Source organism: Chloroherpetonaceae bacterium, assembly GCA_025056565.1.
Taxonomy (GTDB): domain Bacteria; phylum Bacteroidota; class Chlorobiia; order Chlorobiales; family Thermochlorobacteraceae; genus Thermochlorobacter.
On sequence record JANWWA010000002.1, the window covers coordinates 110,201 to 132,420 of the forward strand.

Genomic DNA, 22,220 nt, shown 5'->3' on the forward strand with positions numbered 1-22,220 from the left:
GGGCATATCCAAGCTCATGGCAGAGAGAGCGAGACAGGAGTAGATGCAAAAGCATGCACACAGTGGCGCTGCGCAAATTGAATAAGACTGTCTGCGATGCGTTCAACCAGCGTGTTGGGCAAACCGTCAAAATGGCGAGATTTGGGGCGCAAGTCAATTGGGTCATTGACATAATCTACAGCTACCAAGCGGTCATCTACAGAAAGCGCAAGTTCACTGGAAAAAAAATCCATCTGTGAGACTCTGGCAATGCGCTGCATCGCGTCGCACATTGCCTCAAAAGGAATGCGCAGTTTATCACTGTCTGAAAGGGAGCGATAAAGGTGGCGTTCATCGTCCCACCATGCGATTTCAACTTCGCCAAAGAGATAGTAGGCACGAAACCAGCATCGCCAACCGTAGAGATACTTTGGATAGATTTTTTCCTGTGCCAGATACTTGTCCCAAGGAATAATCTGTCGCCACGCAGAGGCATCAAAGGGTGAGTAGACGGACTTTGCCACGCCTTCGCCGCCACCGCCGTTAGCGGGTTTCAGCACAAATGGCATTTTGAGTTGGGCAATCGCTTCAATTAGAGCAGTGTTGAGCTTGCGTTCAACTTCAAATGGCGGCAAAATCACGGTATGAGGCACATTCACGCCAGCTTGAATAAGCAAATAGTGCATTGTGGCTTTGTCCATCGTGCGTTGCGAAATCTCAAATGGGTTGATGATGCGGGTGCCGTGTCGCTGGGCAAGTGGCTGAAGTGGCATAAAGAGTTCGTTGGTATCGCTGGCTCTGTCGAGCAGCACCCCGATTTGCAGCCGGCTGGCACGCAAAGCAGCTAGCACTTCATCTAAGTTGTAGGCGCAGATAGTTAGCAACCGAGCTTGATGACGCTGCGCCGCTTGCTCTAAAATGCGAATGAAGTCGTAGTCGTATTCCCAATCCCAAGCCACAGCCAAGTGAACGGCGGTTGGTGCAACCGTCGTGCGTGTGTCCTGCATTCTCCAATCTTTTTCGTTCATACTGGCGCCCCTGCAAAGGCTGCACAGTGCATCTCGCCACAAAGTGCCTACGCCAGCGCTAAACATACTCAAAACTTGACGTTTCTTCGTTATGCCCTCGGTAAGTAGGCGCGCTTAGCTGCGCTCTTTGCGTAGCAGGAATTGCACTTGTAGCAAGGTGTTCCGCATTTGGACGACCGTGAAATCAGCTTGCTCGAAAGCTATGCGCAGTGCAGGTTCATTTCTTAGGAAAAGAGGATGCAAAAGTGCATATCTCAGCCAATTCAGCGCAGTAGAAGTGGCAGCCGTAATGACCAAAAATCCGTCCGGCACCAAGACACGAGAAAGCTCCTGCAACAACTGAGGCAGCGAACTAATGTATTCTGAGACACCAATGCAAAGAATCAAATCAAATGTGTGGTTGCAAAACGGCAAGTGTTCAGCTTGTGCACAAAGCGATTGCACTGTGGGAAATTGTTGGCGCACTGCACTGACCATCTCTTCTGCGCTGTCAATCGCATAAAAATGCTGGCTGGCAAGACCCGCTTGCTGAAAAACTGTAATAGCGTTACCTGTGCCAGTGCCTACATCTAAAACGGCTCGGAAAGTGCGGTGCGGAATGCTGTGCAAAAGCTGCAAGAGAGCCTCATTTTCCTTTCTGAGTATGCATGCTGAAATAGGGTTAGCCCGCAAGATGGCGTAAAACCTTGCTTGAACATTCCATAGTGTTCTGGACATCTGTTTAGAGATGATGAATCTGCAGCCTAAGTTCAGTAGCCAAGTTGCTTTAGTCGTGCTTCGCTAAGTGGCTCTGGCGCAGACTTGCTGGATAGCCACGCTTGCACTTGCTTTGCCACGTATTTGCCAAGCACATCGAACTCCAGATTCACATAGTCGCCAACCTTGCGGTCGCAAAGGGTAGTGTGGTGGTAGGTGTAAGGAATAATCGCAACAGTAAAAACATTTCGCTCGAGCGCTGCAACCGTGAGGCTAATGCCATCGACTGCGATTGAGCCAACAGGGACAATGTAAGGTTCAAACTGTGAGTCGAAAACAACCTTACAAATCCAGCTTGCAGAAAGTGGGCGCAGCTCGATAATTTGACCCACGCAATCGACATGACCTTGCACATAGTGTCCACCCATTCGGTCACCAGTGCGTAGAGCGCGTTCCAAGTTAATGCGTGTGCCCACTTGCCAGCGACCGAGAGTCGTTTTCTTCAAGGTTTCTTCAACGGTGTCTACTTCAAAACACGGCGGATGGGTGGCAACGACAGTCTGGCATACACCGCTTAGTGCAATGCTTTCATCGACCGCTATATCACGAAAGTCGGTACTCTGATACTCAACCGTGATGCGTAAGCCGTTGCCTCGATGGGCAATATGCCGCACAACACCCACATCTTTGATGATACCTGTAAACATCGCTTAGCGGCGCTGAGCATGGTTATCTGGTTCCTCCTTCTCAGAGGGAGCTGGCGCTGGTTCCTCAGAGGCCCCCGTTTCTTCAGGCGGAGGCACATAGCCTTTGCGGCGGAAAATTTCTTGGTCTAACTCTAACTGCAAAGAGATTCGATGTGAATTGCCAAGCTGGTCTGTGCCATCGAAGCGAGCAAAGCTGTAATCAATGTTCAGCTTGGCAATGCGTAACCCTGCACCTAAGGTTAAGCGACCAATGTCATCTATGCCTGCGCGAATTGCGACAATGTTTTTGTACGCATATTCTAAACCACCTCGGAAGTTGAAGCTAACAGTACCTAACGAAAGATGCGCCGCATGTTTGCGTCCCTCAAAGCGGGTGTCAATGTCAATTCCCACCGTGAAGCGGCCAAAGAGTGCTTCCAGCGTGTAACCCCCGCCTAATTTTGCAGTAGGAGCAATTAGCTCATTGCGTCCAGTTGTCCAAGAGACAAAAGTAGTTGTGATGTCTTGCACGGCAATGCCAACGGTAAAACAGCTCCCAAGCTCATACAGCACGCCTGCATCAACACCAACGCCAAATGCATTCGCAAAAGTGCCAACATTGCGAAAAATAAACTTGGCACTTAGACCGTAAGAGAGCTTGTAAGGCGTCTTTACTGAATACGATGCCAGAACAGCCCAATCAGCTGCTCCAAAACGCGTGATAAGATTTTCTGCGTTATCTATTGGACGATTGCGTGCTTCGTCCCAAGCGCTGCGCGTGTCGGGAATATCAGAGACGCCCAAGCGCATCACGCTTAGCCCGAGACTTTTATTCTCTTCAAATGGAATGGCAGCTGCAGCGTAGTTATAGTTCACCACATTGCCAAAGCTTTGCGAGTGCATCAAGGCAATTTGTGGATAATTAATGTGCGAAAGCCCAGCAGGATTCCAGTAGCCAGCAGTTACATCTTGTGCTAACGCAGTGGCTGTGCCGCCCATTGCAAGGGCTCTGGCGCCAACCCCGAATGCCAGAAATTCACCTGCATATTTGCCCAAAACGACCTGTGCCTGCCCAGAGGGAAGCCAAAAGACAAATAATCCAAGTAGTAGTAAAATGATACGCCACTGCGCTAACATCGTTAGCAGGGAAAGACTTGTCTGTCCGACGCCTTCGATATAGAAGTTTTCAGGAACACTTCAAAGCCGCTCTGCAGTCTCTCTACTGTGGCTCAAACTTACTTATCCGTTGCCATAATATCGTCGTGACCAGCGGTGCGTACCGTGTCAGGCAGTTTCTTTTCTTTCTTTATCACAGTCTTTTTGACCTCTTCAGACACCTTCGGTTTGTTAAGCAAGGTGCCCATATCTGTTTCGCGAATGCTCTCAGAGCCAGCGGTGCGCACCGTGTCAGGCATCTGACGCTCCTCAGTTCGACCTTCCTTATTCTGCGACATGGTTTCTCTATTGTTTATGACCGATGCGTCACGGTCAGTTGAAAAGGCAATCTCCTTCACCTAAGCACCCAACAGTAAGCTACCCTAAATCGTTGCGAGACAGTAAAGTGAAAATTGGAACTTTGGGCAAGGCGAGCCGTATAGACGGGAAAGTTCTCTGCTGCCGATTTTTTATCTTGGACTGCTTTGACTGAACTCCTTTCTTTGAGAAAATATGGCGACACGATGCTTTGTCTATGCTGCTGCATTTGTTCTTTTGCGCTGTGTGCTCCTGCCCGAGTTGCTTGATGCGCAGGACAAATCCGCCCGAGCAAAGAAACCCGCTACGGCTCAGCCGAAAAAGTTGCCTGAATCAAACAGGGAATTCAAACTGCTCCAACTGCCCGATGAAGTCAGGCAGGCATTTGAGCAAGCATATCCAACTGATGAGTTCATTCGTGCAACCAGTGTGCAACGCAGCGGTGAGATGTTCTACAAAATTAGCGCAAGAAATGCGACCAAGCAGCGTGAGTTACTCTTTGCGGCAGATGGCAAGCTGGTAGAACTGGTGGAGATCATTTCGCCTGTAGAACTGCCTGAAGCCATCAAAGAAGCAGTGCGCAGTGAGCACGCCGACGCAGCGATTGTTTCCACAAAGAAAATCGTCAGTGCGGCCCCAACGCTTTATGAGGTTACGACCAAGCAAGGCGAGGAACAAGCTGTAACGGTCTATGACACAAAGGGGAATGTGGTGCGCAAAGTCGATGTGCTGCCCAGCGCCGTGCAAAAAGCCTTCAGTGCTGCCTATCCCAATGCAGAAATTTTAGCGTTCAGGCGGTATGAAAATGATGGAATTGCCTACTGGGTGATTGAAAGCAAGGAAGGTAACACCTTTCGTGAAACCATCTATGCGGAAGGCGGCGAACTCATTCGGCTCACCGAAAGTCTTTCTCCGTTAGAATTACCCGAAGCTATCAAAGAAACTTTGGCAGATAGCTTTGCGGGCGCAGCTATCACCTCAGTCCAACGAAGGGTCAATATCACATACCACATTGGCGTAAATGACAGCACAGGTAACTCAACCTTAGCACTGGATGCCACAGGAAGGTTGATAAATTTGCATAGTGAAAGTGAGCCAGACGAGAGCGTAACGCTTCTAGCGCAAAATGCCTCTGCAGACAAAGCAGGCGAACAGGTTGCAGCGAAAGACAGAGAGATAAGTTTGCTCAAGCCGCAGCCTGTTAAAGCCACCCTGCCTGTCTTGAAGCTGGACTCGCTGGCTGTGCTAAAACCGCTGCCAGCAGTAGAAGTGCCAGACGAGCGAAAGCCAGAGAAGCGCATTATCGTGATTCGACGATACTATGCGCCTTCACTGATATGGATTCCACCTGTTGTGCGAATTTGGCGCCCGTCTTGGTGGTGGTAGTTGCAAGCGAGGCAGAATAGGCAAAAATAGAGTGCAGTCAGTTCTAACTTCCCATAAGCCTTAGTTGCTAATTGCGTAGAGCACCACATTCACGCCGAATTTCAAAGCCTCCTCACGCTTTTCAGGCGGGTCGTTGTGCACATCAGGGTTTGCCCAGCCATCGCTGGGGTTGGATTCATATGTGTAGAGCAAAACCAATCGCCCATTGTAGAAAAGCCCGAAGGTTTGTGGGGGTTTGTTGTCGTGTTCGTGGATTTTCGGTGCGCCGTTTGGAAACTTGTAGTAGTGATGAAAAATAGGGTGCGAGTAGGGAAGTTCTACAAGGTCGGTGCCTGGGAAGATGCGTTTGACCTCACGGCGAAAACTTTTGTCCATTCCGTAATCGTCATCGGCATAGATGAACCCACCTGACTTTAAGTAGTTGCGAATGTTATCCAGTTCAGCATCCGTGAAGCGCACATTGCCGTGTCCCGTCATAAAGACAAACGAGTATTGAAAAATAGCAGGGCTTGAGGCTTCCACAACTTCCTCTTTTAGTGGTGCAAGGATGCCGACCTTTTCGCGAATGTATTTCATCAGATTCGGCACGGCAGAGGGATCGTTATACCAATCCCCGCCGCCCGAATACTTCAGACGTGCGCACCGAAACGCAGGCGGCAAATTGGCTTGAGCAAAAAGTGGCACAGCGTCAAGTAAAAAGAGCAGCAGCTGGATGCAAAACAGGCCGAAAAGCACTTGCTTTGAACGTTCAGTCATCGTAGGCAGAGTTTTAACCCCATAAAAAGATACACGGTTGAACGAATTTCCTAAGGGAACTGTTTTACCGACCGACGAGTCAGTCAGTTTTTAACCAAATCAGCTTATCAAATGCAAGAAATTGGAGGGGCTAATGCTGTGCTGGGAGGAGCAGTGCTTGCAGATGAAAGCCGCTCTGCAGCAAGAGCATTACAAATTTCACCAGAGCGAGAGCGCGCAATTCGCATCATAAAGATATTGCTTTTTAGTGCCTCGATTGTGCCTGCATGCGTAACAGGTGCAATTATTTTTCATCAAGGGCATCTCGAGTGGCTGCCTTTCGCACTGGTGCTCTTGGGCTTATTTATTGGTCAAGCAGGAGGGGATTACCTCTACTACTACGGCACGAATTTTCACACCGACCAGCGCGATGCACACACCAAAATTTTTGCAGGTTGGCGTCCTTTCTTTGCAGACAATCTTTTCAAAGATGAAAAGACGCTCTGGGCGGGCATCTTGTGTCTGCTTATAGATGCGGCAATCGGTCTTTACTTTGCCTATAAAGTTGGCTACGAAATTTTGCTCTTTGCGCTTTTGGGCGGATTAGTAGCGATTTTCTTTACGCCTCTAATGCTACGCGGCTACAAGGAAGTAGTCATTTTCATAACATTTGGGCCGCTCTCAATGACGGGAGCTTACTACGCGCTCAATTCAACCTTTGAGCTGACACCATTGGTAGCATCGCTGCCCATAGCATGCTTCGTAACGGTCGTAGCCTATCTCAAAGGTGCGCGCTACGAAATTCGTGAGGAAGCTGGTCATGCATTCGTTGTAAAGCTCAATAATACCGTCATCAAAGCGCTGCTTGTAGCGGGCTACGCTGCGCTAATTCTGAGCGTAGTCGTGCGGGTGCTGCCGCCGCTAACGCTGTTAGGCTTGCTCTCTACACCATTTGCGGTCTCAGTGGTAAGGACGGTAGAGGCGAATCGTAGTGAGGTGCATGAGTATCTGTGGGCTACAGTGCGCGCAATTGCCGTACTGATAACCTTCGGCGCAGCAGTAAGTGTCGGGTTTATTTTCTCTTAACCTTCAACGAAACTCAAGGAGTCCCTAAGATGAACACCACTGCAAAACAATTTACGCTGATTGAATGGATTGGCATCTGGATTAAGGCAGCAAGAGCGCCATTTTTGGTGACCAGTGCAATCCCTGCTGTCTTGGGTGGCGTTATCGCATATGCAAACGGTTCATTTGACTGGGTAATTTTTGTGCTGGCATTTTTGGGTATTCTTTCGGCACATACGGCTGCTGACTTTATTGATGATTACTTCGACTATAAAAACCGCAACTTTGGTAACAAAGACCAGCAATTTCACGACAGCCCGCTGGTGCGTGGTATTATCACAGCGGAGCAAGTTCTGTTGGCATTTTGGCTCTCGCTGGGACTGGCGCTGGCTGCTGGGGTCTATATTTTAATTCGTGTCGGTGCGCCTGTCTTGTGGCTCGCTGCAATCGGCGCTTTCATTGTTCTCTTCTACACTTCTCCGCCCATTCGACTCAACTTTCGCGGTCTTGGTGAAACTGCACTCTTTCTGGCATTCGGCCCGATGATTGTCTTCAGCGTCTATTTTGTCCTGACGCAGAGCTTTAGCTGGTTGCCCATTTTAGCAGCTGTGCCAGTTGGGATTTTTGTGATGAATGTCGGCATTGTGAGCAACATTTTTGACCATAATGACGACATCAAAAACGGCAAGTTCACAATGCCAGTAAAGCTGGGTCAAGCCAGAGCCGTGCAAGTGCTGGCAGCTGTAACGATTCTGGCTTATCTATTCGTGGTGAGCGGCGTAGCGCTCAGGGTGCTGCCTTTGGGTTGCCTTCTTACCTTGCTGACTGCACCAATGTCATACAAAATGGTGGCACTAGCGCGTAACTACACTGACCTCTCACAATACCAGCCAGCAATGTCTCAGGCAATCGGTGTGTCGACGCTTGGGGGATTGGCAATGGTTATAGGTTATGCAATTGAAATTATTGTTACTCCATAACTAAACAATTAGCTGATATGGAATCCATGCAAGTTCAAGCAAAACCAGTTTCACTTCAAACGTGGTGGATAGCGTTGCGTCCATTTTCTTTCACGGCATCGGTGACCCCTGCCGTGATGGGTGGAGTGATTGCGCTCTGGATGCGAGCGCATGGAATGGTGGAATTTGACTTCAGCATCCTGAACTTCCTGCTCTGCATTCTGGGCTGCGTTGCAATTCACAGCGTATCAAACCTTGTGAATGATTACTTCGACCACAAGACAGGGCTGGATGACAAGGATAACTTCGGTGCAATGAAAATCTTGGTGCAAGGTGCACTGACGCCTGCACAAGTGCGCAATGCAGCATGGGTAGCATTTATAATCGCAGCTGCAATTGGGGCATACTTCATCTGGGAGGCAGGAAGCAAAGCCGATGTGCTAATTTATCTTATCTTATTTGGGGCACTCTCTGCTTACTTCTACACTGCACCACCCCTGTCGCTTAAATATCGTGGCTTAGGAGATGTGCAAGTGATTCTCTCTTTTGCGGTCTTAATGGTCTTTGGCGCTTACTACGTGCAGACAAAGTCATTCTCATGGCTGCCAATCTTATACTCCATTCCGATTGGCTTGCTGGTCGACGACATTTTGCACATTAACAACCTGCGTGACATTCCTACGGACAAAAAGGCGAACATCTCAACATTGGCGATTTGGCTTGGTGAGGAAGGCGCAAAGAAATTCCACTATGTGCTCTGCTTCGGTGCGTTCGCTGCCGTGCCACTGATGATTATTTTTGCAAAGCTAACTTGGTTTTCTCTGCTGACGCTGCTTGCACTGCCTACAGCAGTGAAGCTCTCAAAGGAAGTATCTGCCATGACGCAGCCAAATGTCGACCCGATGATTGTAGCACGGATTGCGCAACTGCACGCGCAGTTTGGTGCGCTAATGATTCTGGGCTTCGTGCTGGGAACGTTTTTCCCATACTAAGAGGTTCTAAGCTTGCTGTTTCGCAAGCAGAAGTTGCGGAACGGGTAGTAAAAAACTTGTTCCTTATTAGTGCTTGAGGGTGAGCCGCTCAATTGGGGGAGCGGCTCGCCCTTTTTCATTTTGCGTTGCTACAAGTGAGCGAAGAGTGATGCGTGAAGCATTAAAGGGGATTTTGGACTTTCTCTATCCGAAGGTCTGTCTGGTGTGTGAGCAAGTGAGACTTGCATCTGATGAACACTTCGTGTGCAAAGCCTGCGAGCGCGACTTTGATACTTTTAGCTTGCCGAATGAAGCCACTAATGAAATGATGGCGCGGCTTTGGGCAAATTTTCCTATGCAGCAAGCAATTGATGATGCAATAGCGTTGTATCGCTTCTATAAGAGCGGTAAAGTTCAAGCGGTGATTCACGCATTCAAATATGAGGGGCTGCCAGCTGTAGCGGTGGAGTATGGCAAAAAGCTTGGGCAGAAGATTTGGGCAGAACGTCCAACTGCACACTTTGACGGTATTGCATTTATGCCGCTTCATCCTGTGCGAAAGCTGGAGCGCGGCTACAACCAAGCAGAGCAACTGGCAAAAGGTGTCTCGGAGATACTGCAAACGCCTGTGCTGGACTGCTTGATACGCACACGATACACTGCGACGCAAACGGGCTTAGATGTTGCCGAGCGAGAGAGGAATATGAAAGATGCCTTTGAAGCCACAGGCGATCTCTCAGGCAAGCGGCTGATACTGGTAGATGATGTCTTTACCACTGGCTCTACGATGCTCTCTTGTGCAAGGGCTTTGCGTAAGGCAGGCACAGTGCATCTGACTATTGCCGCGCTGGCAGTGGCAACGTCGTAGTCTCTCAGAAGTTTTGTAACGTTTGCAAAAACCAAGCTGCCGTGACTGCAAGATGGATTTATTCTATGCACCGCCCGAAGCGATTTCAGGCGATGTACTCACGCTGGTTGGCGATGAGCGCCATCATGCTGTAACCGTGCTACGAAAGAAAGCAGGCGATACGCTCTATGCAATTGATGGTGAGGGTACTTGCTACACAGCCCGCATTCTTGAAATTTCCAAATCAACGCTGAAAGCCAGAATTGAAGCAAAAGAGTATGAGCCTGAACCGCTTACGCACATCACGATTGCAATTTCACTGACTAAGACAAGTGACCGCTTCGAAAATTTCTTAGAGAAAGCCACTGAACTGGGCGTCAGCGAGATTATTCCAATGCTGACTGCTCGCACAGTGTCCAGACCACGAGAAGACCAACGGCAAAGTAAATTAGAGCGGTGGCGAAAAATTGTGCTGGCAGCAGCCAAGCAATCGCAGCGCTACCGCTTGCCAAAGCTCCACCCTATTACAACATTTGAAGCCGTGCTGAGGCGCAACGATGAGCTGCGTGTGCTCCCATATGAGTTTTCCAGAAAGAAAATTGCCTTGTCATTTGTGGGGAAGCGAGTGCTGTTTGTGATTGGAAGCGAAGGCGGTTTCACACCCGAAGAAGTGGAAGCTGCGCTGCAGGCTGGCTTTGAGGAAATTTCATTAGGGAGAACCATTTTGCGAGTTGACACCGCAGGCATCTTTGTTGCAGCAATGGTGCGTGCTGAAGAATTGCGGCAAGCCTAGACAAATAAGGCAATCATTTTCGGTATGGCAACTGTCTTTTTGGGCACAACACCGATTCAAGTCGGCACAATTTTCTGCGTTGGCAAAAACTATGAGGCACACGCCCGAGAAATGCGTGAGAGATTAGGGCTTGGCTTTCCTGACAAAGCGCCAGAGCAAGAGCCGATTGTTTTTTCAAAGCCAAGTAGTGCGCTGATTCACTCGGGAGAGTGCATCAAAATTCCCCACTTCGGTGGCAAGCCGATTTCTAATGAATTGCATCACGAGTTGGAGCTGGTAGTCTTAATTGGCAAGCAGGCAGTATCACTCAGCGAACAGGAAGCAGACGCCTGCATTGCAGGTTTCGGGGTTGGACTGGATATGACGCTGCGAGACCGACAGACTGAAGCGAAAAAAAATGGTCAGCCATGGCTGATTGCAAAAGGCTTTCGCACAGCTGCAGTGGTATCAAGTTTTATCGTTGAACCACTTGAATCGGTATCTGCCTTCTCAATTGAGCTACTGAAAAATGGCAAGCGTGTGCAGGTAGGCTATCCACGCGAGATGATTTTCAGTATCCCATTTCTCATCTCCTATCTCTCACACATCTTTGGGTTAGAGGCTGGTGACCTAATTTTTACAGGCACGCCTGAGGGAGTTGGCAGAGTCGAAACAGGCGATGAACTGCGAGCCTACCTGCGGAAAGGCGAAGTGCTGCTGGCAGACTTAAAGACTTGCGTTGCGTAGGCTCTATCGTAGCCAGCGTTGTTGGATTTTTCCTGTCGCCCAGAGGTAATCGCTGATTGCACGCAGGTAGTCGGCGCGAGCGTTCACCAAGCCTTGCATGGCTGCCGCTGTAGCACGCTCGCGTAGATTTAGGATAAGCAAGGAGCTTTCACCAGCCAAAAAGCGCTTACGCTCGCCCTCTTGCACGAGATAGGCATAGCGGGTTTCTCGCTCAGCTGCTTCAATGCGCTCCAAAGCACGTCCAATGGCTGACAAGGCATCATCAATGTCAGCTTGAATTTTTCGGTTAATCTCCAAGCGCTTGAGGAGGGTGCGTGTCGCTTTAATTTGCGCCAGCTGCAATTGTGCATTGGCATTGCGAAAGAAAAGCGGTTGTGAAATAGAGAGACCAATGCGGTAATCGAAACCGCTGGCAGAGCCAAAGTATTGCAGGGCTTGAAACTGTGCTTCCACATTAGGACGCAAAAACTCGGTGGAAAAACGCACGTCAATATCTGCTGAACGTTGCTCAACATCAATTTGCAAGGCTTCTGGACGAAGTTGCAGAGCTTGCATACGGTCAAACTCAATTTGAGCTGGCGTAAGAGTGGGCGCAGGTGGCAGTGAATATGGCACAGCGTTCAAGGGGCGTGGCGTGCCATCTGGATTCCAAAGCAAAACGGCTGCCTTAATGCTGGTGGCTTCATACTTGCGTTGCGCTTTAAGCATATCGCCACGCCGCTTTTCAACTTCTTGCAGAGCCTCAATGCTATCAATCGCTGCGGTCTCGCCGCGGCGCACCCGCTCAGCAATTGCAGCGGCACGCACGACCGCAATCTCATAGACTTGCTTTGCAACGGCTAGTTGTGAGTAGGCTTCCGCCCAATCCCAATAAACCTCTGAGGCAGTAAGCAGCAAATTGTTCTTGATTTGCATTTCGTTAGCGCGTGAAAGGTCAGGGCGCAGGGCAGCCTTTTCAAACGATGCGCGACGCTTATCTAAGAAGATACCTTGCAGGAGCGGAACTTTCAAGCCAATTTCAGCTTCACCTGGCGGGTCGGTAACATCTACATTACTAAGGCGACTGCCAAACCCACGCTTATACTTTGCGACAAGTTTAGGTCCAAAAAGCGAGCCAATCGGTAGTTCAAAACTGGCACTGACTTGGTCGACAGTGGGAAAACCATTTTTGGTTTTGCGTTCTACCAAGCCCTCGAAGATAGGGTCAAACGCACCGTATGCATCACGCACGGTGGCTTCTGCAATGTCGGTTTCCAGCGCAGCTGAGATGGCTGTTGGATTGGCAGCTAAAACAAGGTCTAAGTATTGCTCGAGTGAGAGGGAATCTTTTGCAGATGTCGTGATAGGAAAAGTCGCTGTAAAAGGCTGAGCCTGCACAGCCGAAGCGGCTACGAAAAACGATGCAACAAAGAGGATTCTGAGACGCATCGGACGTATCACGCTGTATGAATTAGTGTTTCAGTATGTCAGAGATAAAACTGAACTCTTAAAGAAGATGAGTAAAACGATGACCGTTTGAGACAGGGCAAGCAGCGTGCAATCAAAAAGCAGATACACGCTACACTGGAACGGTAAGTGCTACCCTGCGTGCAAGTGTGGAAGCGTTGCTACTTATCTTCATCTTTGCTGACTGCATCTTTGCTCTTCTTGGCTTTGTCGTCACCGCCTTTTTTCTTGTCGAGACCGCCAGTGCGAGCGGGAATGATGGGTGGGAAGCCACAGAGCTGACGCCACGCTTCATATGCCAAACTGACTTCGTTAAGCAAAATCCAGCCAGTTACCTCTGTGCCTTGACGCAGGTAAGTGCGGTTGGGCCAAGGTTTATCGTTGGGGTCAGGCACGACCAACACACGGAAGCGACCGCTGCCATCATCGACTGCATCGACGACGGCGACTTTGCCGCCAAATGTGCCAACCGAAAGATTAGGCCAGCCGCCGCCCCAAACTTGAATGGCTGGAAAGCCTGCAAACTGCAGGCGCACAGGACGACCCGTATCAATAATAGCCGCATCTAAGCTGCTGACGAAAATTTCAGCCGCAATATCTTCACTGGCATTCGGCGTAATGATGCAAAGCATATCACCTTTCTTGACCGTTTGTCCAGGGCCGACTTGAGCAATGCGTGTAACTTGTCCATCAATCGGGGCTATGACAATACCCAAGTTTCGGCGCGTGGCGACATTGCCAAGTTCCAAATCTGCTTTTGCAATTGTTGCACTTGCCTTACGCTGCTTAGCAGCCAGTTCTGCCTGTGCATTCTTCACCTCTTGAATTGCAACTTGTAGGTCAGCATATGCCTTTGCCGAGTCAGCCATTGCTTTTTGCAGCCTAAGAAGAGCGGTTTCATAATCTTTGCGAGCAATCAAGCCTTGCGACTCGAGCGCTACAGCACGTTGGAATTGAATGCGAGCCGTATTGACATCAACATTAGCCTGCTGCACTGCTGCCTCAACAGCGCGCTGTTTCTGTTCAGCTTGCTTGACTTTGTTGCTGGCTTGCACAATTTCCAATTCCATCTCTCTGGCAGTGTTTTCACGAATCGTCTTCTGATACTCCACGAAATTTTCTGCCAAAAACTTTGTGTCAATATCGCGCAAGATCGCAATCGTATCCCCTGCTTTGACTATTGTGCCCTCATTAACAAACCACCTTACAATTCGTCCATCAATTTGTGCATCAATGGTCTGCGGGCGTAGCATTGGTGCAAACGAGGTTACTGTGCCAGAGCCTGCAACATTCTGCTGCCAAGTGTTGGGGATAAATGCGACAATAATGATAGCAAGCAGGGTAATGCCAAACCCGCGTGCCAGCGGTTCAGCAGTCTTAGGTGCTGTAGCCATTCTTAGCGCTGTAGTGTAGTAGTAGGGGATAACTTCTTCAATCGTAATCTTGCCATTACCGTTTTGGTGCCCATTTGTGGGTGGCAGTTCCGTAGTAACTCTCACCATCTGAATTTTTTCAGCCATATCAAGAAATAGGTTGAAGTTTCAGGTCACAATTATGACTTTTCTTCAGGACCGTTGCCATTGCCAATACGCAACTGAATAGTCTTATCAGCTAAATCCATTGCTTCTTTTTCGGAGATAACTTGACGCACAAGGTCAGGGAAAAGTTCCGCAAAGCGTCCATGCGGTCGGAATGCCAACTCTCTGGGAGAGCCGGACTCGCAAATTCTGCCCTTATCGAGCACAAAAACCGTCTCAGAGCGACGAATGAGCTCAGCGTCATGTGAGATGTCGATAATCGTCCAGCATCGCTCTGCATAGAGTGCTTGAATAAGTTGCAGTTTAGTGCGCTCTTCTAAGCCACCGAAGGCTTCGTCGAGAATAAGAATGCACGGTTTGCTAATGATGGTGCGCGCAAAAATGATGCGTCGGATAAGTCCCAGCGGCACATTGTTACCAGTAGAGGTCAGCATCGTATTGAGCCGATTGGGCAAGGCGCGCACGGCATCATACATCTGAGCAACTCGAAGTGCCCAATCGAATTGCTCTTTCGGGAAGTGCCGACCCATTAAGATGTTTTCCTCGATTGTGCCTTCGAAAATCTCATTTTCGGCGAGCACAATGCCGACGGTTTTGCGCAAATCTGCAAGACTAAGACGCATAATGTCATATCCGCCGAACTCAATGAGCCCTTTGCTGGGCGGATAGATGCCTACCAAGAGTGATGCGAGCGTGGTTTTACCCGCTCCACTCTCACCCACAAGGCTGACACGTGCACCACTGCGAATGTAGAGCGAGAGGTGATTAAAAACCTGATGACCATCAGGATAGCTAAATGAGACATCCGTGATGCGAATGTCTGGAGGCGTCTCCGACCACTTGATGCTGACTTCTGTGTGTCGTGGCGCTTCAAGGGGCTTATCAATCAGATATGACAGCTTGTCAATAGCGGTAAGCAAATCATAGTGTTCCGCAAATTGCGAAACCAGCTTCTCGATCGAGCCAAGCATAGCCACAATAACAAGCTCTGCAGCGACCAGCTGACCAATAGATAGCTGACCTTGAATAACAAGCGAGCCACCAATACCGAGCACACCTACAATTGCAAATGCTCTAAAGACCACAGAACCTGTAATCTGGCGTGCGACCACCATAAAGTGCTTGTGGCGTGCTTTCATATACTCTGTGCCGATTTCATCAACACGCTGGTAAATGAAGTCAGGATTAGCAAAGAGCTTGAAGCTGGTCTGGCAGCGCCCAATTTCTTCGAGCCATGAGGCAAGAGCATACTTTTTCTTGGATTCCTTAATGCTGGTAACAAGCCCGCCACGCCCCAACACGAAGACCAAGATCGGCACAAAGGCAATCAAACTGAGGTTGAAGAGAATGAAAAATGGGTGATAAATAGCCAAGAGGAAGAGTCCAATCACCATAACCAGCGTGGCGCTCACTCCGTCAAGCAAAAACTTACCGACGGTTTTCTGAATGGTCAGCACATCGAAGAAGCGGTTGATGAGTTCGGGTGGGTATTCATTTTCCAGAGAGGCTTGCTTCATTCGTGGCAAACGATACGCAATCTCGAAGGCTGTACGTATGAAAATTCGCCGTTGAAGCACATCAACCACATACTGCTTCATTACATCAAAGGCACCGACAATCAGCATTCCGATGGCAACGATAATGCAAAGCCACACTAATTGATTGGTAAAGACGCCTAAAACAACGGAGTTGACGATGGCTGATGCAGAAAGAGGCACAATAAGCGAAAGAATACCGACAATGGCAGCATACGTAACAACAATGGCGAAATCTCGCTTCTCTTCTTTCAGAAGCTCAAAGAGCTTGCTAAGAATCACGCTGAGAAGATCTTTGTGTTCGTAACCAATACTATGTGCGTCTTGCGGCTTTTTACCGTAGCCACCGTGTGGGTCTTTGCTGTGCAGAGCGGGTCTGGTCATAAAAGTGTGCAGTGCACCGTCATATACCAAAATCGGGAGCACTTCTTTCCCTCCAAAGAGTTCCTCGATAGTCAGTTTCGCTGTGCGATGCGTCTGGAAGCTGTATGCTTGAACGGTACCTTTGGAGAGAGAATCCAGCAGCAACAACTGTCCATTGTGCAAAAGGAGCGAATTGGCAGGGAACTTTTTTGCAAAATCCTTCTTCGCAATACCCATTCGCCGCAGCGAAAGCCCGATTGACTGACCAAGTGTCTCCAGTTCCTGCAGAAGACAAGCAGAATCTATCGTGCGATGAGTAAAATACTCACGAATCTTGGCAGCATAGAATGGCAAAGATGCTTTCTCCGTCAGCTTCTCCAACGCTTGAAATGCTTGGAGCTCGAGGACCTCGTCTCTCTTATCCATCTCTCGTGTAACATTAAAGTTTCAAGGTATAACTCCTTTGCTCTCTATACTTGCGATGGGATAAACGCAAGAAAGGCGGGACTAGACCAGTAAATCACGATTTGAAAACTAACGCACACAACAAAAAGTTCCAAAAAACATTTTGAATTTTTCGTTGAAATGCCTATATTGCCATATAGTTACTCAACGAAGGAGACTTCATTGACTCCCCCGAGCCAGCGTTACACCTGCACACTTGTAAGCACATGTTTAGAAGCAATAAACCTGAAACACAATCGCCACAACTATGAAAACGCATATTCTCATTCTTTCTTTTTTCTTTGCCGCATCTGGGTTGGCTCTCGGACAACCAATTTTAGGTACATATCAGCAGTCCGTATTGGATGCTCCTGCTGAGCTTAAAAGTGGGGAGGATGTTATGATTACAAAAGACCAGAGCGCCAAAAACAAAATTTGGATAAGTGGCTTAATCCCAAATCAGAAATTTTATGCTCTGCTGCAAGTACAGACCGAAGATGGTATGACCTACACAGTGCCGAAACAGAGAGCCAGAAACTACCAAATCAATGTAGGCTGCATCGTGTATGACACAGACGAACGAAAGGTGGTAATTTCTCTCCACAACAAAAAGGACTGCGACGAAAACATTGGAAACGTGTCAGTTAGCAAAGAGGGGTCAGTCGCAGCAGCTGGTGTCAGAGTAGGAACCGATGGTAGAGTAAGTGTGCCTGGAGTGGATATAAACGGTGGTAGCGTAAAGATAAATGCTGTAAGAGCAGCAGGCATCACATACATCGGCGAGAAAAAGTAGTAACTATCTTCGTGTAACATAAGAAAAAGTAAAGGGGCGATGTTGCGCCCCTTTATGTTTAGTGCATAAAGAGCAGTTCCATATAGCTGGGGATGGGATAGAGACTTCTATCAAGCTCACCTTCCAGCTTATCCGCTACTTCGCGCACGCTATTCATTGCAGGCAAAATGACCTCGGCACAGTATTTTGCTTGAGCTTCTAGCCCCTTCTGGTGGTGAATCTCAGCCGTGAGTTCTTCCAACTTATCGGTACGCGACATCAGTTCTGCGATGTTCTTAGCAAGGTCGGAGACCAATGCAAGCTGCTTTTTCTTGGTAGCGTCATTAATCTTTGCCGCTTTACCGAGCTGCAGGAGCTTGCCGACCGACTCAGCGACTTCACTTTGGAAGCGCATACAAGCTGGCAGAATTTGCGTGCGAATCATCATTAAAAGGGTTTTTGCTTCAATGTCAATAGCTTTGATGTAGCGCTCCATTCTCACATTGTAGCGAGCGTCAATTTCTGCTTCGGTCAGCACGCCGTATTTAACGAACATCTCACGCACGCTCTGGTCTTTCCAGACTTTCATCGCCTCTGGCAAATTGCGATGATTTGGAAGACCACGCTTTTTAGCTTCTTTCTGCCATGCTTCACTGTAACCATCACCCTCGAAGCGAATAGGTTTTGTAGCCTTAATCTCGCGACGCAATACTTCAAAGACAGCTGCTTCTAATTCTTTACCAGCTTTCATCTCGGCTTCAATAGCCTCTCGCATCTCGTCAATTGCCTCTGCCATCAAGGTATTAAGCACCATATTCGGAATTGCAATTGGCATTGACGAGGGGACAGCGCGAAACTCAAACTTATTGCCAGTGAAGGCAAAAGGTGAAGTGCGGTTGCGGTCAGTATTGTCTTTGTTAAGTGTGGGAATATGTGAAATGTCTAAGTCAATAAACTGTTTCTCTGTAGTCTTCTTCATATCCCCTTTCTCAATTGCATCGAGAATCTCGCTAAGCTGGTCGCCCAAGAAGACAGAGATAATCGCTGGCGGAGCTTCGTTGGCGCCCAAGCGATGGTCATTTCCGGGGTTCGCAACTGCTGCACGTAGCACAGCGGCGCGCTTGTGAATACCTTTCAACACTGCAACGAGAAAAACCAAGAATTGTAGGTTCGATTCAGGTGTTTCACCCGGGTCTAAAAGATTGCCGCCGACATCCGCAGCAATTGACCAGTTGTTGTGCTTGCCAGAGCCGTTGATGCCTGCAAATGGCTTTTCGTGAATAAGCAGTGCAAGCCCTTTGCGTTCTGCTACACGGCGCAGCATCTCCATCGTAAGCAGATTGTGGTCTGAGGCTAAGGGGGTTTCCTCGTGAATGGGCGCAATTTCAAACTGGTGGGGTGCAACTTCGTTGTGCCGAGTCTTAGCAGGCACACCTAATTGATACAGCTCTTTCTCCAGCTCCTGCATAAACTCCATCACGCGGTCAGGGATAGAGCCAAAGTAATGGTCTTCAAGCTGCTGATTTTTGGGTGGCAGCGCACCGATGAGCGTCCGCCCTGTCATAATTAGGTCTGGGCGCTGTTCATAAAGGGCGCGGTCAATGAGGAAATACTCTTGTTCAGCCCCCACATATGTTTTCACTCTGGTTACTTTCTTATTGCCCAAAAGGTGGAGCAATTTGACCGCTGCGTCGCTAAGGGCGCGTGCAGAGCGTAACAGAGGTGTTTTCTCGTCTAAGGCTTCGCCGTGATACGAAATGAAGACCGATGGAATGCAGAGCGTAGTGCCTTCTGGTCCTTTCATCAGGAAGGCAGGTGAGCTAGGGTCCCAAGCTGTGTAACCACGCGCCTCAAATGTGGTGCGCATACCCCCTGAGGGAAAACTCGAGGCGTCTGGCTCGCCCTGAATGAGCTGGCTGCCTGAGAATTTTTCAATGAGATTGCCCTCCTTGTCGAAAGCGATGAAGGCATCGTGCTTTTCTGCTGTGGCTCCCGTCATGGGCTGAAACCAGTGGCAGTAGTGCGTTGCACCGTTCTCAATAGCCCATTCCTTCATTGCTTGGGCGACCGTTTCAGCAATGCGCTCATCGAGGTCTTCACCACGCTGCAGTGTATTGGTGAGCGAGCTGTAGACATCGGCAGGCAGGCGCTCGCGCATCACGCGGTCGTTGAAGGTCAGGCTGCCGAACATTGCAGCATTTTCAGAGAGTGTAACCGTCCCGTTTTGTGTTGAGGTGCTCATATACAGAGTTAGAATTAAGTGTAGTGAAAGTTGTGATGCGTGTATTACGGATAATTAACTTCCATTCAGACCTTTGGTATGCTCCAAGCATTTCAAGGTTTTTTGTGCATTGATGCGGTTCGAGCGTTTGATTTCAGAAAGCACAATGTCGGTCTGCGTGCCTGTTACGCCTGTCCAAGATTGAATGCGTGCCAAGAGTCGCTCTAAGGCGCCTGTATCCGAAACAATTGCTTTAATGAGGTGTGAGCCTTCGCCAGTGATAGAATAACATTCTGTGATTTCGTCTTCTTTCTGAACGTGTTGAATAAGCGATGGATAGTGCTTTGAGGAGTCCATCGTTACTCGAATAAAAGCAATAATGTCGTAGCCGAGTTTTTTGACATCTACAATAGCTGTAAAGCCCTTAATGACCCCGCGCGCTTCCAACTTCTCTAACCGCTCACTAACTGACGGAATGGATAAACCAACTGCTTCAGCCAATTCACTTCGCCGTGCGCGACCATCTTCTGAGAGCATCTCAATGAGCTTGAGGTCAATTTTGTCTAAGTGCCACGACATGTGACTGAACCTGATTATAGCAACCTAAAAAATTTAGGTGTTTTTGTGTGTATATCTGCAAAATTAAAATTTTTGCTTGCAAATGCAAGAAAGATTTTGGGCGTGTGTTGGAAGCAAAGGTCGTAAGATAGCTCGTAGCCCCTTGCTATGTGGCGCTTGCGTGTAAGGCAAAAGTTTTTTAACCTTGCAAGCGATTTTGGGCAAGCCATCATCTTCGGGGTGCTGGTTGCAGAGAAAGCAGCCGGCTGAGAATATACCCGAGGAACTTGATTCAGGTAATACTGACGCAAGGAAAGATGAGGCGAAGCATGAATTTATCTCCCACCGTCTTGCTTCCAGTCGTTTTTCCTCTGCGCACAAACTTTTCGTCCGATGAACACATACATACGCCTTTTAACCGTTGCCGGTTCAGATTCAGGAGGCGGCGCAGGCATTCAAGCGGATCTGAAGACATTTTCTGCACTGGGGTGCTACGGTATGTCCGCTATTACAGCACTGACGGCACAAAATACGGTTGGTGTGGAGGCCATCTACGGGGTGCCCGCAGAATTTGTCGCAAAGCAAATCGACGCAGTGGTGCAGGATATTGGTGTCAATGCGGTCAAAATTGGAATGTTAGCTACAGCAGATATTATCAAGGCCGTAGCGGACCGTTTAGCAGCACATCAGCTACGCCCAGTCGTCTTAGACCCTGTTATGACGGCTAAGAGCGGAGACAGGCTGCTGGAGGAAAGTGCAGTGGAAGCATTGCGAACTTGCTTACTCCCACTCGCTACGGTGGTAACACCAAATTTGCCAGAAACAAGTCTTCTGCTGGGGCGCACGGTTCGCACCCGAAGCGAAATGGAACAGGCTGCCCGTGATTTGCAGGCACTGGGAGCAAAGAACGTCTTGGTCAAAGGAGGACATCTAAGTGAGCCTGTCAGTGCAGATTGTCTGCTCACTGAGGAGGGAAGTCTGCACTGGCTCGAGGCGAAACGCATCCACACGGCAAACACACATGGCACAGGCTGCACACTTTCCTCCGCCATTGCAGCGTATTTAGCCAAAGGCGTGGGGATAGTCGAGGCAGTAAAACTGGCAAAGAACTACCTCACGGGTGCAATAGAACGCGGCGCAACATACGCACTTGGCAAAGGGCATGCCCCTGTTCATCACTTCTATCAACTCTGGACAAACTAAACTATGACCTTTACTGCAGAACTCTGGAATACGATTGACCACATCTATGCCAGCATTCTGGCGCACCCTTTTAACCGAGAGCTAGCAAGCGGCACTTTGCCGGAGGAAAAATTTCAGTTTTACATCAAGCAAGATGCACTGTATCTAATGGACTTTGCCAAAGCCTTAGCGCTGCTGGCAGCAAAATCCAGCACCGCTGAGGATATCGTGCAGTTCATTAAGTTCTCCGAGAGCGCAATTGTGGCAGAGCGCAGTCTGCACGAATTTTACTTTTCACTCTACAAGACCACACTGGATGTGAACTACGCCCCAGCGTGCTTTGCCTACACAAACTATATGCTAGCTTCTGCAGCGCTACGCAACTATGAAGAAGGCATTGCAGCGTTGCTGCCTTGCTTTTGGATTTATCGGGAAGTTGGGCAGCACATCTACTCCCATGTATCAGGGCAGCCAAGTTATGCGCATCATCCCTACAAGAATTGGATTGATATGTATGCCAGTGAAGAATACGGTGAGCTTGTTAGCCAGATGTTGCGCATCACGGACAGAGTGGCAGCTGCTACCACAGTGCATACAAGAGAGCTAATGAAAAGCGCTTTTGTTTATTCTTCTCGCTTGGAGTGGCTCTTTTGGGATAGTGCTTATCGATTAGAAGCGTGGCAGCCCTAAGTTAGCGTGCTTAGCCTCAAAGTTGATAGAATCCCCTAATAGCCTTAGCTTTGAATTGAAGCCTGCAGCGATGAGCAAGTTGCTGAGCTAATTACAAATCAGTGTGCCTTGTTTAAGCTCGAGAGCA

At 48.8% G+C, this 22,220-nt stretch carries 21 protein-coding genes and 1 riboswitch; of the genes, 10 read left to right on the top strand and 11 right to left on the bottom strand.

Translation table 11 applies throughout. The features are described 5' to 3' along the window. Positions 1-14 precede the first annotated feature (14 nt). From NZM05_02675 to NZM05_02695, 5 genes are all read right to left on the bottom strand, one after another. On the bottom strand, positions 15-1,007 hold the full coding sequence (locus NZM05_02675) for a hypothetical protein (GenBank protein MCS7012525.1): 993 nt from the start codon (positions 1,005-1,007) through the stop codon (positions 15-17). Positions 1,008-1,121: 114 nt separating this feature from the next. Then, entirely contained in the window at positions 1,122-1,724 is a 603-nt protein-coding gene (locus NZM05_02680; protein ID MCS7012526.1) for a class I SAM-dependent methyltransferase, read from the bottom strand. Positions 1,725-1,756: 32 nt separating this feature from the next. Next, positions 1,757-2,410, bottom strand: a complete 654-nt coding sequence (locus tag NZM05_02685) for a riboflavin synthase (protein ID MCS7012527.1) — start codon at positions 2,408-2,410, stop codon at positions 1,757-1,759. A gap of 3 nt (positions 2,411-2,413) precedes the next feature. Continuing rightward, a complete protein-coding gene (locus tag NZM05_02690) occupies positions 2,414-3,526 on the bottom strand; it encodes a PorV/PorQ family protein (protein ID MCS7012528.1) in 1,113 nt (370 codons plus the stop codon). A 98-nt stretch (positions 3,527-3,624) separates the two neighbouring features. After that, positions 3,625-3,903: a hypothetical protein gene (locus NZM05_02695; GenBank protein MCS7012529.1), complete on the bottom strand. Its 279-nt coding sequence runs from the start codon at positions 3,901-3,903 to the stop codon at positions 3,625-3,627. Positions 3,904-4,057: 154 nt separating this feature from the next. On the opposite strand from NZM05_02695, the gene NZM05_02700 reads away from it, so the two are divergent. Continuing rightward, positions 4,058-5,248, top strand: a complete 1,191-nt coding sequence (locus tag NZM05_02700) for a PepSY-like domain-containing protein (protein ID MCS7012530.1) — start codon at positions 4,058-4,060, stop codon at positions 5,246-5,248. A 60-nt stretch (positions 5,249-5,308) separates the two neighbouring features. Here the strand turns inward: NZM05_02700 and NZM05_02705 are convergent, their stop codons facing one another. Further along, on the bottom strand, positions 5,309-6,004 hold the full coding sequence (locus tag NZM05_02705; protein MCS7012531.1) for a DUF4159 domain-containing protein: 696 nt from the start codon (positions 6,002-6,004) through the stop codon (positions 5,309-5,311). A gap of 111 nt (positions 6,005-6,115) precedes the next feature. Between NZM05_02705 and NZM05_02710 the strand changes: the two genes are divergently transcribed. From NZM05_02710 to NZM05_02735, 6 genes are all read left to right on the top strand, one after another. Next, on the top strand, positions 6,116-7,069 hold the full coding sequence (locus tag NZM05_02710) for a prenyltransferase (protein ID MCS7012532.1): 954 nt from the start codon (positions 6,116-6,118) through the stop codon (positions 7,067-7,069). 29 nt (positions 7,070-7,098) lie between these two features. Further along, positions 7,099-8,028, top strand: coding sequence for a prenyltransferase (locus NZM05_02715; protein MCS7012533.1), 930 nt, complete (start codon positions 7,099-7,101; stop codon positions 8,026-8,028). A gap of 17 nt (positions 8,029-8,045) precedes the next feature. Beyond that, positions 8,046-8,999, top strand: coding sequence for a 1,4-dihydroxy-2-naphthoate octaprenyltransferase (gene menA / locus NZM05_02720; GenBank protein MCS7012534.1), 954 nt, complete (start codon positions 8,046-8,048; stop codon positions 8,997-8,999). 148 nt (positions 9,000-9,147) lie between these two features. Continuing rightward, positions 9,148-9,846 (top strand): phosphoribosyltransferase family protein, encoded by a 699-nt coding sequence (locus NZM05_02725; GenBank protein MCS7012535.1) that lies wholly within the window; start codon positions 9,148-9,150, stop codon positions 9,844-9,846. Between the two features lie 52 nt (positions 9,847-9,898). Further along, on the top strand, positions 9,899-10,618 hold the full coding sequence (locus tag NZM05_02730) for a 16S rRNA (uracil(1498)-N(3))-methyltransferase (protein ID MCS7012536.1): 720 nt from the start codon (positions 9,899-9,901) through the stop codon (positions 10,616-10,618). 24 nt (positions 10,619-10,642) lie between these two features. Beyond that, positions 10,643-11,344 (top strand): fumarylacetoacetate hydrolase family protein, encoded by a 702-nt coding sequence (locus tag NZM05_02735; protein ID MCS7012537.1) that lies wholly within the window; start codon positions 10,643-10,645, stop codon positions 11,342-11,344. A 3-nt stretch (positions 11,345-11,347) separates the two neighbouring features. Here NZM05_02735 and NZM05_02740 read toward each other — a convergent pair whose 3' ends face one another. The 3 genes from NZM05_02740 to NZM05_02750 all read right to left on the bottom strand — a co-directional run bounded on the left by NZM05_02740 (position 11,348) and on the right by NZM05_02750 (position 16,652). Beyond that, complete coding sequence (locus NZM05_02740) at positions 11,348-12,772, bottom strand: TolC family protein (protein ID MCS7012538.1); 1,425 nt, start codon at positions 12,770-12,772, stop codon at positions 11,348-11,350. Between the two features lie 179 nt (positions 12,773-12,951). Next, on the bottom strand, positions 12,952-14,310 hold the full coding sequence (locus NZM05_02745) for an HlyD family secretion protein (GenBank protein MCS7012539.1): 1,359 nt from the start codon (positions 14,308-14,310) through the stop codon (positions 12,952-12,954). A 32-nt stretch (positions 14,311-14,342) separates the two neighbouring features. After that, positions 14,343-16,652: an ATP-binding cassette domain-containing protein gene (locus NZM05_02750; GenBank protein MCS7012540.1), complete on the bottom strand. Its 2,310-nt coding sequence runs from the start codon at positions 16,650-16,652 to the stop codon at positions 14,343-14,345. A gap of 286 nt (positions 16,653-16,938) precedes the next feature. On the opposite strand from NZM05_02750, the gene NZM05_02755 reads away from it, so the two are divergent. After that, complete coding sequence (locus NZM05_02755; GenBank protein MCS7012541.1) at positions 16,939-17,463, top strand: hypothetical protein; 525 nt, start codon at positions 16,939-16,941, stop codon at positions 17,461-17,463. Between the two features lie 58 nt (positions 17,464-17,521). Here NZM05_02755 and NZM05_02760 read toward each other — a convergent pair whose 3' ends face one another. Both NZM05_02760 and NZM05_02765 read right to left on the bottom strand, forming a co-directional pair. Next, entirely contained in the window at positions 17,522-19,684 is a 2,163-nt protein-coding gene (locus NZM05_02760; protein ID MCS7012542.1) for a glutamine synthetase III, read from the bottom strand. 54 nt (positions 19,685-19,738) lie between these two features. Further along, positions 19,739-20,242 (bottom strand): Lrp/AsnC family transcriptional regulator, encoded by a 504-nt coding sequence (locus NZM05_02765; protein ID MCS7012543.1) that lies wholly within the window; start codon positions 20,240-20,242, stop codon positions 19,739-19,741. Between the two features lie 205 nt (positions 20,243-20,447). Beyond that, a riboswitch (TPP riboswitch) is annotated at positions 20,448-20,552 on the top strand. A gap of 62 nt (positions 20,553-20,614) precedes the next feature. On the opposite strand from NZM05_02765, the gene thiD reads away from it, so the two are divergent. After that, entirely contained in the window at positions 20,615-21,424 is an 810-nt protein-coding gene (gene thiD, locus NZM05_02770; protein ID MCS7012544.1) for a bifunctional hydroxymethylpyrimidine kinase/phosphomethylpyrimidine kinase, read from the top strand. 3 nt (positions 21,425-21,427) lie between these two features. Further along, the gene (gene tenA / locus NZM05_02775; GenBank protein ID MCS7012545.1) at positions 21,428-22,093 is read left to right on the top strand and encodes a thiaminase II; all 666 of its coding nucleotides are present in this window, start codon (positions 21,428-21,430) and stop codon (positions 22,091-22,093) included. The last annotated feature ends 127 nt before the right edge of the window (positions 22,094-22,220 follow it).

Excerpts from the sequence above, each read along its gene's own strand:
- NZM05_02675 (MCS7012525.1), bottom strand. The coding sequence starts at position 1,007 with ATGAACGAAAAAGATTGGAGAATGCAGGACACACGCACGACGGTTGCA.
- NZM05_02680 (MCS7012526.1), bottom strand. The coding sequence starts at position 1,724 with ATGTCCAGAACACTATGGAATGTTCAAGCAAGGTTTTACGCCATCTTG.
- NZM05_02685 (MCS7012527.1), bottom strand. The coding sequence starts at position 2,410 with ATGTTTACAGGTATCATCAAAGATGTGGGTGTTGTGCGGCATATTGCC.
- NZM05_02690 (MCS7012528.1), bottom strand. The coding sequence starts at position 3,526 with ATGTTAGCGCAGTGGCGTATCATTTTACTACTACTTGGATTATTTGTC.
- NZM05_02700 (MCS7012530.1), top strand. The coding sequence starts at position 4,058 with ATGGCGACACGATGCTTTGTCTATGCTGCTGCATTTGTTCTTTTGCGC.
- NZM05_02705 (MCS7012531.1), bottom strand. The coding sequence starts at position 6,004 with ATGACTGAACGTTCAAAGCAAGTGCTTTTCGGCCTGTTTTGCATCCAG.
- NZM05_02710 (MCS7012532.1), top strand. The coding sequence starts at position 6,116 with ATGCAAGAAATTGGAGGGGCTAATGCTGTGCTGGGAGGAGCAGTGCTT.
- NZM05_02715 (MCS7012533.1), top strand. The coding sequence starts at position 7,099 with ATGAACACCACTGCAAAACAATTTACGCTGATTGAATGGATTGGCATC.
- menA (MCS7012534.1), top strand. The coding sequence starts at position 8,046 with ATGGAATCCATGCAAGTTCAAGCAAAACCAGTTTCACTTCAAACGTGG.
- NZM05_02725 (MCS7012535.1), top strand. The coding sequence starts at position 9,148 with ATGCGTGAAGCATTAAAGGGGATTTTGGACTTTCTCTATCCGAAGGTC.
- NZM05_02730 (MCS7012536.1), top strand. The coding sequence starts at position 9,899 with ATGGATTTATTCTATGCACCGCCCGAAGCGATTTCAGGCGATGTACTC.
- NZM05_02735 (MCS7012537.1), top strand. The coding sequence starts at position 10,643 with ATGGCAACTGTCTTTTTGGGCACAACACCGATTCAAGTCGGCACAATT.
- NZM05_02740 (MCS7012538.1), bottom strand. The coding sequence starts at position 12,772 with ATGCGTCTCAGAATCCTCTTTGTTGCATCGTTTTTCGTAGCCGCTTCG.
- NZM05_02745 (MCS7012539.1), bottom strand. The coding sequence starts at position 14,310 with ATGGCTGAAAAAATTCAGATGGTGAGAGTTACTACGGAACTGCCACCC.
- NZM05_02750 (MCS7012540.1), bottom strand. The coding sequence starts at position 16,652 with ATGGATAAGAGAGACGAGGTCCTCGAGCTCCAAGCATTTCAAGCGTTG.
- NZM05_02755 (MCS7012541.1), top strand. The coding sequence starts at position 16,939 with ATGAAAACGCATATTCTCATTCTTTCTTTTTTCTTTGCCGCATCTGGG.
- NZM05_02760 (MCS7012542.1), bottom strand. The coding sequence starts at position 19,684 with ATGAGCACCTCAACACAAAACGGGACGGTTACACTCTCTGAAAATGCT.
- NZM05_02765 (MCS7012543.1), bottom strand. The coding sequence starts at position 20,242 with ATGTCGTGGCACTTAGACAAAATTGACCTCAAGCTCATTGAGATGCTC.
- thiD (MCS7012544.1), top strand. The coding sequence starts at position 20,615 with ATGAACACATACATACGCCTTTTAACCGTTGCCGGTTCAGATTCAGGA.
- tenA (MCS7012545.1), top strand. The coding sequence starts at position 21,428 with ATGACCTTTACTGCAGAACTCTGGAATACGATTGACCACATCTATGCC.